The sequence below is a fragment of the Mesorhizobium sp. M0633 genome, assembly GCF_040320645.1.
Classification (GTDB): domain Bacteria; phylum Pseudomonadota; class Alphaproteobacteria; order Rhizobiales; family Rhizobiaceae; genus Mesorhizobium.
The window spans coordinates 50,845-63,694 of the sequence record NZ_JAMYQC010000025.1; the positions used below are offsets into that span (position 1 = coordinate 50,845).

The following is a 12,850-nucleotide window of genomic DNA, read 5'->3' on the forward strand; positions in this document are numbered from 1 at the left end:
ACAGCAGCATTTGTTCGATGGCAGTTTATCGCCCGCACGGGGGATGAACTGCGAAACATCGGGCCGGCCCAGCGACGTCGAGCCGCCGTCCGTTCGGATTGGATATCTACTGCTTCACGACGCCTTTGGTTGTCGCCATCGGCGCGACGACCTTGGGCTTGGGGGTTTTCGGGCCGGGGTCGACTACCAACGCGGCCGTGCAGGAGCATTTGCCCGAACCGCAGTTCAGGTCGCCCTTGCACATTTTGGAATGCCGCATATCGGTGCAGTCGGCGGTCCCGGAGCAGGAGCAACTGCCTTGCCCAATCGTTCCGGACTGACATTTGAAGCTCCATGCCGGATCGGCGGCAAGGCCGGCCACAGCGAGCGATAAGGCAAAAAGCGTCGTCGAGATGAGCTTGCGCATGAATACCTCCCGGTTCTATCGAGCGATGGAACCACGAAGCAGCAACGCCTTCATCTCCCGCGCGGGGGACGAACTCGCATACCGGTGACGATCGTCAATGCTGTCCCTTCAGCACGACGAGATAGCCGCGTTCGACGCGAAGCCGGAACGCGATTTGCCCTGCAGTGCCGGGATCCTTAGAAACCTTGTCGATGACATAGCCGCTGGGATGCGAGCCAAGCCATTCTTCCGGTTTGTCGGTGCTTTCGAATGGCTTTTGCAACCGGGCCAGGAAGCCGACTTCGCCTTGATAGTCGAAAGCCACGGCCCAGTCCGCATCCTTTCGCTCGTCGATGAAGTTGGCGAGCGGCGTCAGATCATAGCGTTTGAACGCGGTTGCCGATGCCACCGCGTGGCCGATGCCGAAAATGACAAGCATGACGATGGCCGAGCTCTTCAGCCTGGCGAGCGGGATCTCCGCCATGAAATAGCCGAACAGGATGACCACGAACGGCAACATCGGCACGACATAATGAGGCTGCTTGCCGGATATCGCGCTGAACACGAGAAACACGGCAACGAACGAGAATGACAGCAGGCGCAAGGCGCGCAGATCCGGCGACTTCGCGTCGATCAGGTTGCGTATCCGCGTGCGCAGCTTCAACCGCCACACCTCGGGTATGAAGATCCACGGTATGAACATGACGGGCAGCAGCAGCAGATAGAAATAGAACGGCCGGCCATGCGAATTGCGCAAATTGCCGGTGACGCGCCCCGCCGACTGGTTCCAGACGAGATCATAAACGAAATTGCCTTTTGTCAGGATGGTCGCCGGCACCAGCCAGATCGCCACCGGAATTAGTGCGGCGAGCAGGGCCAGGCCCACTCCAGCGAGGAAGTTCGGTGTCGTCAGTCCCGCCCGCCGGTCGCGCCAGAACGGGTAGAACAGGATGGGCGCGCCGATATGGATCAGCACCACTGGGCCTTTCGTCAGCACGCCCATGCCGATGAACAGCCCGGCCAGAACGGCCTGCCAGCGGTTGCCGCTGCGGGCAAAGGCAATCAACGACAACAGCGCGGCGAGCACAAAGACCGTCAGCAACAGGTCGAACAGGATCAGCGTCGAATAGATGACGAACACGCTGCTTCCGGCAACCAGCCAGGGGATGCGCCGCGCGATGTCGTCGCGGCCCGGAAACAGGGTCTTTGCCAACGCCGTCGTCAGCCAGATGACGAGCGAGGAGGCGGCGAAGATGACCAGCATCGCCGCCGGCCTGCTGGCGCCGAAAATGTTCCAGACAAGGTCGATAAGCCAAAACAGCAGTGGCGGCTTCTGCAGATAGGGCGCGAAATTCATCGTCGGGACGAAGATCTGTCCGCTCAGATACATTTCCCAGGTGACGCTGAGATATCGCGTTTCGTCGACGGGCAGCAGTGGCCGGAAAGCGACCGCGATTACGATCAGCCCAAGCAGAAAGAGGTAGGGGAGCAGTCGCTCGGTAGCTGTCGGTGTCAAAGATCGAGATCCGCGCCAGAAACCATTTTCATTCCAGCCGAGCATAGTGCCGCGTTTCTGGACCGCGAACGACCGCACCATGATTTTGGCCGAATTGCAACGATGCCGGTTTCGTTTCCCAGATTTTGCGGACGATGGTGTCAAAGGTTTGAAAAACTTACCGGCCGAGTCTTTTGGACCGCTGCCGGTCCGGGGAACCTGAGCAAAATCAACTGGAGCGCAACGGCGGTGACAATTCGCGCATCAACAGTTCGAGCTCGCGCTGATCGCCGGTACCGGTCTTGTCGAAGATCGTCGCCAGCTGCGACTTGACGGTGCCGTCCGAGACGCCGCCGGCCGCGGCAATTTCCTTTCGCGTCAGGCCGGCGGCAACGTGACCGGCGACTCGCCTTTCTGCCGCGGTCAGTCCGAACAGCGCCGCAATGGCGTCCAGCGCCGGGGTCGGTGTCGAACCGGCCGCGGCGATGAAGATCGCTGCGGCGGCGCGTTGCGAGATGCGCGCCGAGATTTCACGCCGCGCCAGCGGCATGACATGGGCCACTGCCGGAACGACCGTCCTGGCCAGGGGAATATTGATGCCGCAAGGTCCGAGCGCGAATTCGTCGCGCGTGCCGAGCTGGACGGCACGGCCGATCGCGGCGTTGGCGTTGGCATAGGTGAAGGAAAGCTGTCCGCGCACGCAAGCGACCGAGATGTTTTCGGCGAGCAGCGCTTCGGCTGACGGGTTGGCGAAGATGATGGTCATGTCTTCGGCCACGATCAGCACCGGATGGTCGAGGCTTTCGATGATGGAACGGAAGATTTCGGCCTTGCGCCGCTCGGCTTCGAACAGGTCGCCGATGGTCACCGCGCGCCGCACATGCGGTGCCAGCAGGCTGACAAGCTCGAGATCCTCGCGGGAAATCTGGCGCCTGTCCTTGTCGGTCACCACCATCAACGTGCCGATCCGGGTCGGCCGCTTCATCAACGCCACCCAGAAGAAATCGTCCAGGCGGTTGGGTTGCACCCATTCGCGCACGATGCGGCTTTCGAGCCATCTCTGTCGCGTATCCGGGCCTTGCAAAGCGTAGATCGAATCGACGGTGAACGGCACGTCGATCTCCATCTTGGGAACCGCCGCATAGAACGGCACTTGCGAGCCGTAGTCATGCTTCAACGGCTCAAGAACTGCGGGATCGCCGCAGGACACCGAAAACCGCGCGGAGCTGCTGATCGTGTCGATGACGGCGAGCATGGCAAGCTGGCCTTCCGCCAGATTGCAGATGGCCTCGAGTGTCGCCTGCCAGCGGTCGACGTCGGCAATCGAATCGTAGATCGCCTCAACGACCTGCGGCAACGCGCGACCGGCCGTGCCCGCCAGCGATGACATGAGCCCCTCTCATTTGCCGTCCTTGAGGCAACGAAGCTTCAACTGCTAGAATAACGCTGCGTAAGGTTGCCAACAACCTATTTCATCTGCTTCGGACGGCCGCGAAAATAGCATGAACGTATCGCTTTCCCGTCAGCCATTTGCTCGCCGGTTGCGGCAAGACCCTTGCCTTCGCAATGCCGTGACGCCATAAGCAGGAACAGGCGCCGCAGCCGCCGCGAGGACTTGCCACAAGGACTTGCCACGAGGATTTGGATGAAGACTTTCCTTCTGCAGTTTTTCACCTGGTGGAACAGCCAGACATTGGGAACGCGCTTCCACACCTGGCGGCACGGCAAGAAGGTCGGGCAGGACGAGGTCGGCAACGTCTACTATGAGGGCGGCGTCGATTCGGAAGGCCGCACCCGTCGCTGGGTCATCTACCGCGACTATTCGGAAGCCTCGGCGATTCCGCCCGGCTGGCATGGCTGGATCCATCATCGTGTCGACGTTGCGCCGCCAAGCGAAGACTACAAGCCACGCGACTGGCAAAAGCCGCATGTGCCGAACCTCACCGGCAGCCCCGCGGCCTATCGCCCGAAAGGCTCGGTGCTGACCAACCAGCATCGTCCGCAGGTGACGGGCGACTACGACGCCTGGACGCCTGGTTCGTGATCGATCGCCGCGACACGCGCGCGGTCCCCAAGGGCGCGGTCCCCACGGGGGCGGTCCTTTGTCGCCACAATTGCTGTTTAGCTGTTTGCTGATCCGACAGCAGCAACTAGCCTTGGCGTTAAGAGAATCACCCCGGGCGCAAACCACCGGACCTTGCATGAGCATGTTCAGCCGAATTTTGACGGGCGGATTAACCGCGGTCGTTCTCGCTTCTATGGTGGCGCTTGCTACTGCGCAGGAATTGGCGCCGCCTGCGCCGGACGCGTCGGTGGCGCCTGCAGCACCGGCAGTATCCGAGCGCATCACCAATCCAGTCGCTGAATTCGCCGGCATCGACAAGATCACCGGCCGTATCATCACCTTCGATGTCTACATCGACGAGACGGTGCAGTTCGGCGCTTTGCAGGTGACGCCGCGCATCTGCTATTCGCGGCCCGAAAACGAAGAGCCGAAGACGGATTCGTTCGTCGAGGTCGACGAGATCACGCTCGACCGGAAAATACGCCGTATCTTCACCGGCTGGATGTTTGCCGAAAGCCCCGGGATCAACGCCGTCGAGCATGCCGTCTATGATATCTGGCTGAAGGGCTGCAAGCAGAAGTCCGACGTGCCGGCACCCGCCGCCCCCAAAACCAACTAGAATCCGTCAGTGCGCGGCGGATACCGCGCCCTGCGGAACCGCCGCGTTGCCCGAGCGTTGGTGCCTCTCTACGGAGGAGGTTGCCATGATGATGGCCAACAAGAACGAACTTCTCGACATCGAAAGGGGATTCTGGAGCGGCGGTGCCGACTATTTCAAGGCCAATGCCGATACCGACTGCCTGGTGGCCTTCCCGCAGATGGCGCGGGTGATGAGCAATACCGATCTGGCCGCAACTGCCACGGACCCGAACCGCTGGCGCGATCTCGACATCGACCTCAAGGGCATCATCGAGCCGGGCAGCGACATCGTCATGCTGACCTACGAGGCGCGTGCGACGCGGCAAGATGGCGAAGCCTATGCGGCGCTGGTCAGCACCGGCTATGTCCACCGCGTCAATGGCTGGAAGATGATGTTCCACGCACAGACGCCGCTGGTGACGGCAGCAAAAGGCTGACCGGCCGCAAGAGCAATTCCAGGAAGTGTGAACGGCTTTCCGTCCGGAATTGCGTTTCCGTGAAACGATGAGCCATTCCAGGTTATGGAAAAAACACGGCCTCGCCCTTCAGCGCCTCGGCCAGCATCTTCTCGTACTTGCCGCGCGGCACGTCGATTGCACCGAAGCGTTTGAGATGCTCGGTGGTGAACTGCGTATCGAGCAGTGCAAAGCCACGCGCCTTCAGGCGTTCGACGAGGTGAACCAGGCAGGCCTTTGACGCGTCGGTCTCCCTGGCGAACATGCTCTCGCCGAAGAACACGCGGCCGAGCGATACGCCGTAGAGCCCCCCGACCAGTCGGTCGTTGTGCCAGGCCTCGACCGAATGGCAATGGCCCATCCGATGCAGCTCGATATAGGCTTCGCGGATCGGCGCGTTGATCCAGGTCGACCGCCGTTCCTCGCGCCTTTCAGCGCAGGCCTCGATCGTCGCCTCGAAATCGAAATCGATGCGGAACTCGAACAGGTTCTTGCGGATGGTCTTTCTCAGGCTTTTCGGTATGTGGAACCCGTCGAGCGGAATGATGCCGCGCGTCTCCGGCCGCACCCAGAACACTTCGGGGTCATTGGCGCTTTCGGCCATCGGGAAGACGCCGGAGGCATAGGCTTTGAGCAAAAGGTCGGTCGGGATGCGATAACCGGGTGCGTAGGGACGGGTCATCGCTTCGCCCCTGTATCACTCGCCTTCGGCCAGGTATTTTTCCAGCCAGTGGATGTCGTAGTCGCCATTGGCGATGTCGGCGTTGCCAACGAGGTCGCGAAACAGTGGCAGCGTCGTTTTGATGCCGTCGACGACGAATTCGTCGAGCGCGCGCCGCAGCCGCATCATGCATTCGACGCGGTTGCGGCCGTGCACGATCAGCTTGCCGATCAGGCTGTCGTAGTAGGGCGGGATCTTATAGCCCGAATAGACGCCGGAATCGACGCGGATACCGAGGCCGCCCGGTGTGTGAAAGTGGGTGATGGTGCCCGGCGAGGGGGTGAAGGTGCGCGGATCCTCGGCATTGATGCGGCATTCGATGGCATGGCCGTGGAAGCGGATATCCTCCTGGCGCACCGAAAGTCCGCCGCCCGAGGCGACGCGGATCTGCTCGTGCACGAGGTCGATGCCGGTAATCGCCTCGGTCACCGGATGTTCGACCTGCAGGCGCGTGTTCATCTCGATGAAATAGAACTCGCCGTCCTCATAGAGGAATTCGATGGTGCCGGCGCCGGAATAGCCGAGATCGGCGATCGCCCTGGCGCAGACGCCGCCAATATGCGCGCGCTCCTCGGCATTGAGCGCCGGCGAGGGCGCTTCTTCCCAGACCTTCTGGTGGCGGCGCTGCAGCGAGCAGTCGCGCTCGCCGAAATGCACGCCGCGCCCGGCGCCGTCGCCGAACACCTGCACTTCGATATGGCGCGGCTTCTGCAGATATTTCTCGATATAGACTGCGTCGTCGCCGAAGGCCGCACCCGCCTCCGAGCGTGCCGTCTGCAGCGCCACCTCGAGATCGGCCTCGCTACGCGCCACTTTCATGCCGCGCCCGCCGCCGCCGGCCGACGCCTTGATGATCACGGGGTAGCCGATCGCGGCGGCAATGCGCTTGGCTTCCTTGTCCTCGGTGACCGCGCCGTCGGAGCCGGGCACCACGGGAATGCCGAGGCGTTTTGCGGTACGCTTGGCCTCGATCTTGTCACCCATGATGCGGATATGGTCGCCGGTCGGGCCGATGAAGGTGATGTTGTGCGCGGCGAGGATGTCGGCGAACTTGGCGTTCTCCGACAGAAAACCGTAGCCGGGATGCACCGCGTCGGCGCCGGTGATCTCGCAGGCGGCGACGATCTGGTGGATGTTGAGATAGCTGTCGCGCGACGGCGGCGGGCCGATGCAGACGCTCTCGTCGGCGAGACGCACATGCATGGCGTCGGCGTCGGCGGTCGAATGCACCACCACCGTCTGGATGCCGAGCTCCTTGCAGGCGCGCAGCACCCTGAGGGCGATTTCGCCGCGATTGGCGATGAGGATTTTCTGGAACATCTTTCGCCTGTTCCCGGCTCTACTCGATCACGACGAGCGGCATACCATATTCGACCGGCTGCGCATCTTCAAACAGGATCGCCGTCACCGTGCCGGCGCGCGGCGAGGGGATCTGGTTCATCGTCTTCATTGCTTCGATGATCAGCAGCGTCTGGCCTTCCTTGACCTTCTGGCCGATTTCGATGAACGGCCTGGCGTCGGGCGACGCTGCCAGATAGGCGGTGCCGACCATCGGCGAGGCAACGGCGTTCTTCGACACGTCGGGCGTCGCCGGCGCGGCCGCTGCCGCAGGCTGCGCGGCTGCCGGGGCAAAGGCCGGCTGAGCTGTGGCGACGGCATGGACGGCCGGGGCCTGCCGCGAGACGCGCACCTTCAGATCGCCCAGCTCGACCTCGATCTCGGTCAGGTTGGTGTCGTTCAGTATGCCCGCCAGATCGCGGATCAGCTGCTGGTCAACACCGTTCTTCTTTATCGACATTTTCGAGCCTTCTGTTTGTTGGCCGGTCATAGGCGTGCAGCCAGCGCCTGCAGCGCCAGCGTGTAGCCGAGCGGCCCGAACCCGCAGATCATGCCGACGGCGACCGGCGCGACCATGGAGACGTGGCGGAATGGTTCCCGCGCGTGGATGTTGGAGAGATGCACCTCAGCGACCGGCAGCGGCGCGACAGCGCGGATGGCATCGTGAATGGCGATCGAGGTATGGCCGTAGGCGCCCGGATTAATGACGATCGCGGCGGCCTTGTCGGCGGCCTCCTGGATCCAGTCGACGAGGTCGCCCTCATGGTTCGATTGGCGGAAATCGATCTCCAGCCCAAGTGCGGCACCTGCCTGCTTGCAGTCGTCGGCGATCGCGGCAAGCGTCTTGCCGCCATAGATGCCCGGCTCGCGCTTGCCGAGCGCGTTGAGATTGGGGCCGTTCAGGACGAAAACCGTTTTCAAAATATGCCGACCTTTCCCGGCGCGGCTAAGCCGGCGCGCCGGACCCTCTATAATGGGCATAGACGCTGGCGAAAAGAGCGCAAGTGCGTTCTTTCGCCGTCCACAACAGCCGGAAAACGGCCCGTGCCGGAAACCCGCAGCCTAATCGAAACCCGAATGCTGATCAGAGCGCGGCCTTCGCCGCCTCGATCTTTTCGGCCAGCACTTCCTGGCCAAGCGCGCCGAACACCACCTCGTTGCCGACGACATAGGACGGCGTTCCGGTGATGGCGAGCTTGGTGGCGAGGTCATAGGTCTTGGAGAAGGCCTCGGTGATGCTCGGGTCCTTCATCTTTTCGCGCAGCGCCGCCTCGTCGGCGCCGAGCGACAGCGCCACCTTGATTGCCGCCGCCTCGGTGGCGCGCCCCTGGCCGCCGAGCAGCGCATTGTGGAATTCGCCGTATTTCTCCGGCTTCATCAAATGGAAGGCCATCGAGACGACGCTCGCCTTCTGCGAATCCGGGCCGAGGATCGGGAACTCCTTGAGTACGAAGCGCAGGTCCGGATCGGCCTTGGTCAGCGCGCGCATGTCGTCGATGGCGCGTTTGCAGTAGCCGCAATTATAATCATAGAATTCGACGATGGTGACCTTGCCGTTCGGATTGCCGACAACACCGTCGAAGGAGGAATTGAAGATCTGGTCCTTGGCGTCTTTGATGACGCCGAGACTGGCGACGCGCTGTTCTTCCTTCTGCTTGGCCTCGAGTGCCTGCTGTGCCTCCAGAAGCACTTCCGGGTTCTTCAGGAGATAGTCGCGGACGATGCCTTCGACTTCGGTGCGGTCGAGCTTGGTACCCGAGGACGCCGTCTGGGCAAGCTGCGCCGTGCCGGCCTTCGCCGTCTGCGGATTGCCGGCGACGAAGCCGAATGCCAGCATGGCGAGAGCCGCTGCCACTCCGGTAGTGCCCAGCAGAATTGCCTTGGTCATGATCCTCGATCCTCTTGCCCGTGTTCCGGTCCGCTCGCTTTGGCTGTGTCGCAGCCTGCGTCCGAAAGGTTCACTTCTTCTTACCTGATGGTGCGTAGTTTATAATGTCCTGCGCGCGAAGCCAGCCCGGCTCGCCCCGCTTCATGCTCTGCTGCGCCCGCATGGCGAAGATTTTCGCATTCTTGTAGTCGCCGGAATAGAAATGCCCTTCGGCGGTTGCAAGCTCGGCGGCCGGGATGTTGCCGAGTTCCCCGTAAGCCTGTGCCAGATAGCGGTATCCGGCGGCGTTTTCGCGATCCCGTCCGAGGCCGGTGTTGATCTGCGCCACCGCCTTCTTCAGCGAATCCTGCGTGCCGATCGCCATCAGCGCCTGGCCGTAAGAGACCGGCAGCAGCCCCGATCGCGCCGGATCGAGGCTGACCGACTTGGCATAGGCGTCCGCCGCATCCTTCGGCCGGTTCGCCTTCATCAGGATGTCGCCGCGTAATTCCTGGAAATAGGGATTTTTCGGCTGTTCCTTGATCAACGCGTTGGTCTTGGTGAGCGCCGACGCCAGATTGCCGAAAAGATAGGTCATCTGCGCGTCGCCATAGCGTGAGGCGAGGCTGCCGGGGTTCTTGCGCATCAATCGCGACGCCGCCGCCTGGCCCTGCATGTAGGCGGCGATCTTGATGCGCATCATGTCGTGGCGCTGCTGCAGTGCCGGCGGGTCGACCTTGTCGACGTAAGGGCTCTGCTTCACCAGCACTTCGAGATTGGCGATACGCTCCTGCGGCATCGGATGGCTGATCCTGTAGGGATCGACTTGCGCGCCCGAGAGCGACAATGCGTTCTGGAAGCGGCCAAACGTCTTCAGCATGCCCATGCCGGACTGGCCGGTTGCATTGAGATAGGTGATCGCCGAACGGTCGGCGGTCATCTCTTCGGTGCGCTGATAAGCGAGGATACTGCGTTGCGCCATCTCGCCGCCGCCGGCCACCACGCCCATGCCGGCGCCGGCGAGACCGCGGCTGTTGCTGGTGGCGCCGGCCACCATGGCGCCGGCGCCAAGCAGCGTCGCCAGGATCGCCATCGTCTTGGCGCGCTCGAGCTGTTCTCGCAATTTCTGCTGGTGTCCGCCGGCGATATGGCCGGCCTCGTGGGCAATGACGCCAATGATCTCGTTGGGCGTTTCGGCCGTCATCAGCGCGCCGGTGTTGATGAACAGGCGGCGGCCGGCAACAAAGGCGTTGAAGCTCTGGTCGTTGACCAGCACGATGTTGATGGCGTCGCCCGACAAGCCCGCCGCCTTGAAGATCGGCCGCGCGTAATCGCGCACCAGCGCCTCGATCTCGGCATCGCGCACAACCGGCACATTCTGCGCAAAAGCATTGACCGAGCCGGCCATGGCGACCACCGCGGCAAGCGAAAGCGTCGCGAGGGCGCGCGCTGTCCTGGCGATCGTCGATTTGGGTCGGCTCAACATGGCAGGTCCACTGGTAGACGAGTGGGCGAAGGATGAAAAGTCGGCAGCCTAAACTTACCGAACTTGTGATCCCCACACCAATCGGGCATTTGTGCGGCGCGGCCAGCATGGCCGGCACGTGCGGACAAGTGTGGTGGATTGAAAAATGGTTGTTTCGCTTTCGCGCCGCGGCGCGGTCGAACCGTTCCATGCCATGGACATCCTGGCCGAGGCGAATCGGCTGAAAGCCAAGGGCCTGCCGGTCGTTTCCATGGCCGTCGGCCAGCCTTCCGATCCGGCGCCGGCCGGGGTTCGCGAAGCGGCGGCCAATGCCTTGAAAGCAGGCCGCATCGGCTATACCGACGCGCTGGGCCTCGCCGGCCTGCGCAAGGCGATCGCGGCGCATTATGGCGAGCACTACGGGCTTGACGTTTCGCCCGAGCGGATAGCCGTCACCACCGGATCGTCGGCTGCCTTCAACCTCGCTTTCCTGGCAATGTTCGATCCAGGCGACCGCGTCGCCATCGCTGCGCCCGGCTATCCTGCCTATCGCAACATCATGGCCGCGCTCGGCATCGACGTCGCCGAGATCGAGTTGGACGGCGCCGCCTATCTGCATGCCGAGCACCTGCAAGCCGCGCATCGCGAAAAACCGCTGAAGGGCGTGCTGTTCGCCAGCCCGGCCAACCCGACCGGCGCGGTCATTCCCGCCGGCGATCTCGAGGCGCTGGTCGAGACGGCGCAAGAGCTCGGCATCGCCGTCATCTCGGACGAAATCTACCACCGGCTGGCCTATGCGGCGCCCGACACGACGGCGCTTGCTTTCGGCGCGGATGTGACGGTGATCAATTCCTTCTCGAAATATTATTGCATGACCGGCTGGCGCATCGGCTGGATGGTGCTGCCGCAGGAACTGGTGCGGCCAGTCGAGCGCATCGCCCAGAGCCTCTACATCTCGCCGCCCGAACTGTCCCAGATTGCCGCGATCGAGGCATTCAAGGCGACGCCAGAGCTGGAAGCGGTGAAGGCGCGCTATGCCTGGAACCGCGAGCTCCTGATGCAACGCCTGCCGGAGCTCGGCTTTGCTTTGGCCGCGCCGATGGACGGCGCGTTCTACGCCTTCTGCGACGTCACCAGGCACACCAATGACAGCATGGCGTTTGCGCGCCGGATGCTTGCCGAGGCGCATGTGGCTGCGACGCCGGGCCGCGATTTCGACCCGCTGCAAGGCCATCGTACGGTGCGCTTTTCCTATGCCGGCAGCCACGACGACATGGTCGAGGCGATGGCGCGTATCGAACGCTGGCTGAAGTAGCGGGTGCGACGATGCCGGAGTTTGATCAGGCGCCCCAACTCGAACATGCGTTGCGCGAGGTCGCTGCCGAAATGGCGGAGCGTACCGATCGCGGCGACGTCGCCAGCTATATTCCCCAGCTCGGCAAGATCGACCCGAAAAAATTCGGCATTGCCGCGGTGACCAATGACGGCCGCGTGCTGACCGCGGGCGATGCCGACGAGGCGTTTTCGATCCAGAGCATCTCAAAGGTGTTCACGCTGACGCTGGCGCTCGGCAATGTCGGCGACGCGCTGTGGCAGCGGGTTGGGCGCGAACCTTCGGGCAATCCGTTCAACTCGATCGTCCAGCTCGAGCACGAGAACGGCATTCCGCGCAATCCATTCATCAATGCCGGCGCCATCGTGGTCTCGGACATCCTGCTTGCCGGCCATCAGCCGCGCGAGGCGATCGGCGAGATCCTGCGCTTCATCCAGTTCCTGGCCGATGACGACACCATCATCATCGACCGCGAGGTCGCGGCGTCCGAACGCGCCACCGGCTTTCGCAATTTCGCACTTGCCAATTACATGAAATCGTTCGGTAATCTCAATCACGCGCCGGAGCTGGCGCTGGGCGTCTATTTCCACCATTGCGCTATCGCCATGAGCTGCCGGCAACTGGCCCTGGCCGGCCGCTTCCTTGCCAATGGCGGCAAGAACCCGGCGACCGGGCATTCCGTCGTCTCGGCAGAGCGCGCCCGCCGCATCGGCGCGATGATGCTGACCTGCGGCCACTATGACGGCTCCGGCGACTTCGCTTTCCGCGTCGGCATTCCCGGCAAGAGCGGCGTTGGCGGCGGCATATTGGGGATCGTGCCGGGCGTCACCTCGCTTGCCGTCTGGTCCCCTGGCCTCAATGCCAATGGCAATTCGAGGCTGGGGTCGATCGCGCTGGAAAAATTGGCGAAGACGATGAACTGGTCGATCTTCGCGCCATAAGCATTTTGCAGCCAAATGGAATCATTTGGCGTCCGCACAAATGCGGCAAAACAAACAGTTAGAGCGGAATGCCCCATTCAATTTGAATGCATTCCGCTCTGGTGCCTGTCGCCTGAATTGGGGCAAAAAAATCCCGCGCAGCCGAT

General features: G+C 62.6%; 14 protein-coding genes. 5 read left to right on the forward strand and 9 right to left on the reverse strand.

What is annotated here, in order from left to right:
• Positions 1-106: 106 nt before the first annotated feature.
• The 3 genes from NKI47_RS23660 to NKI47_RS23670 form a co-directional block, all read right to left on the reverse strand.
• The gene (locus NKI47_RS23660) at positions 107-406 is read right to left on the reverse strand and encodes a hypothetical protein (RefSeq protein WP_352570904.1); all 300 of its coding nucleotides are present in this window, start codon (positions 404-406) and stop codon (positions 107-109) included.
• A 94-nt stretch (positions 407-500) separates the two neighbouring features.
• On the reverse strand, positions 501-1,901 hold the full coding sequence (locus NKI47_RS23665; protein WP_352593826.1) for an ArnT family glycosyltransferase: 1,401 nt from the start codon (positions 1,899-1,901) through the stop codon (positions 501-503).
• 208 nt (positions 1,902-2,109) lie between these two features.
• Positions 2,110-3,270: a helix-turn-helix transcriptional regulator gene (locus NKI47_RS23670; RefSeq protein ID WP_352593827.1), complete on the reverse strand. Its 1,161-nt coding sequence runs from the start codon at positions 3,268-3,270 to the stop codon at positions 2,110-2,112.
• A gap of 255 nt (positions 3,271-3,525) precedes the next feature.
• On the opposite strand from NKI47_RS23670, the gene NKI47_RS23675 reads away from it, so the two are divergent.
• The 3 genes from NKI47_RS23675 (at position 3,526) to NKI47_RS23685 (ending at position 5,021) form a co-directional block, all read left to right on the forward strand.
• Positions 3,526-3,924, forward strand: a complete 399-nt coding sequence (locus NKI47_RS23675) for an NADH:ubiquinone oxidoreductase subunit NDUFA12 (RefSeq protein ID WP_023674818.1) — start codon at positions 3,526-3,528, stop codon at positions 3,922-3,924.
• Positions 3,925-4,081: 157 nt separating this feature from the next.
• Positions 4,082-4,564 (forward strand): DUF2155 domain-containing protein, encoded by a 483-nt coding sequence (locus NKI47_RS23680; protein WP_023674819.1) that lies wholly within the window; start codon positions 4,082-4,084, stop codon positions 4,562-4,564.
• An 88-nt stretch (positions 4,565-4,652) separates the two neighbouring features.
• Positions 4,653-5,021: a hypothetical protein gene (locus NKI47_RS23685; protein ID WP_352593854.1), complete on the forward strand. Its 369-nt coding sequence runs from the start codon at positions 4,653-4,655 to the stop codon at positions 5,019-5,021.
• An 82-nt stretch (positions 5,022-5,103) separates the two neighbouring features.
• Here NKI47_RS23685 and aat read toward each other — a convergent pair whose 3' ends face one another.
• From aat to NKI47_RS23715, 6 genes are all read right to left on the reverse strand, one after another.
• Positions 5,104-5,721 (reverse strand): leucyl/phenylalanyl-tRNA--protein transferase, encoded by a 618-nt coding sequence (gene aat / locus NKI47_RS23690; protein ID WP_023674821.1) that lies wholly within the window; start codon positions 5,719-5,721, stop codon positions 5,104-5,106.
• A 15-nt stretch (positions 5,722-5,736) separates the two neighbouring features.
• A complete protein-coding gene (accC, locus tag NKI47_RS23695; RefSeq protein WP_023674822.1) occupies positions 5,737-7,080 on the reverse strand; it encodes an acetyl-CoA carboxylase biotin carboxylase subunit in 1,344 nt (447 codons plus the stop codon).
• A 19-nt stretch (positions 7,081-7,099) separates the two neighbouring features.
• A complete protein-coding gene (accB, locus tag NKI47_RS23700; protein WP_352570908.1) occupies positions 7,100-7,558 on the reverse strand; it encodes an acetyl-CoA carboxylase biotin carboxyl carrier protein in 459 nt (152 codons plus the stop codon).
• A 26-nt stretch (positions 7,559-7,584) separates the two neighbouring features.
• A complete protein-coding gene (gene aroQ, locus NKI47_RS23705) occupies positions 7,585-8,019 on the reverse strand; it encodes a type II 3-dehydroquinate dehydratase (RefSeq protein ID WP_031211260.1) in 435 nt (144 codons plus the stop codon).
• 163 nt (positions 8,020-8,182) lie between these two features.
• Positions 8,183-8,986 carry a DsbA family protein gene (locus NKI47_RS23710; RefSeq protein WP_023674825.1) on the reverse strand — a complete coding sequence of 268 codons (804 nt, stop codon included), beginning with the start codon at positions 8,984-8,986 and terminating at the stop codon, positions 8,183-8,185.
• A gap of 70 nt (positions 8,987-9,056) precedes the next feature.
• Positions 9,057-10,451, reverse strand: a complete 1,395-nt coding sequence (locus NKI47_RS23715; protein ID WP_352472763.1) for a M48 family metalloprotease — start codon at positions 10,449-10,451, stop codon at positions 9,057-9,059.
• A 145-nt stretch (positions 10,452-10,596) separates the two neighbouring features.
• On the opposite strand from NKI47_RS23715, the gene NKI47_RS23720 reads away from it, so the two are divergent.
• Positions 10,597-11,745 (forward strand): pyridoxal phosphate-dependent aminotransferase, encoded by a 1,149-nt coding sequence (locus NKI47_RS23720; protein ID WP_352593828.1) that lies wholly within the window; start codon positions 10,597-10,599, stop codon positions 11,743-11,745.
• Positions 11,746-11,756: 11 nt separating this feature from the next.
• Entirely contained in the window at positions 11,757-12,704 is a 948-nt protein-coding gene (locus NKI47_RS23725; protein WP_352593829.1) for a glutaminase, read from the forward strand.
• Positions 12,705-12,850: the final 146 nt, after the last annotated feature.

Coding starts and splice junctions, on each gene's coding strand:
- NKI47_RS23660 (WP_352570904.1), bottom strand. CDS start 406: ATGCGCAAGCTCATCTCGACGACGCTTTTTGCCTTATCGCTCGCTGTG.
- NKI47_RS23670 (WP_352593827.1), bottom strand. CDS start 3,270: ATGTCATCGCTGGCGGGCACGGCCGGTCGCGCGTTGCCGCAGGTCGTT.
- NKI47_RS23675 (WP_023674818.1), top strand. CDS start 3,526: ATGAAGACTTTCCTTCTGCAGTTTTTCACCTGGTGGAACAGCCAGACA.
- NKI47_RS23680 (WP_023674819.1), top strand. CDS start 4,082: ATGAGCATGTTCAGCCGAATTTTGACGGGCGGATTAACCGCGGTCGTT.
- NKI47_RS23685 (WP_352593854.1), top strand. CDS start 4,653: ATGATGGCCAACAAGAACGAACTTCTCGACATCGAAAGGGGATTCTGG.
- aat (WP_023674821.1), bottom strand. CDS start 5,721: ATGACCCGTCCCTACGCACCCGGTTATCGCATCCCGACCGACCTTTTG.
- accC (WP_023674822.1), bottom strand. CDS start 7,080: ATGTTCCAGAAAATCCTCATCGCCAATCGCGGCGAAATCGCCCTCAGG.
- accB (WP_352570908.1), bottom strand. CDS start 7,558: ATGTCGATAAAGAAGAACGGTGTTGACCAGCAGCTGATCCGCGATCTG.
- NKI47_RS23710 (WP_023674825.1), bottom strand. CDS start 8,986: ATGACCAAGGCAATTCTGCTGGGCACTACCGGAGTGGCAGCGGCTCTC.
- NKI47_RS23715 (WP_352472763.1), bottom strand. CDS start 10,451: ATGTTGAGCCGACCCAAATCGACGATCGCCAGGACAGCGCGCGCCCTC.
- NKI47_RS23720 (WP_352593828.1), top strand. CDS start 10,597: ATGGTTGTTTCGCTTTCGCGCCGCGGCGCGGTCGAACCGTTCCATGCC.
- NKI47_RS23725 (WP_352593829.1), top strand. CDS start 11,757: ATGCCGGAGTTTGATCAGGCGCCCCAACTCGAACATGCGTTGCGCGAG.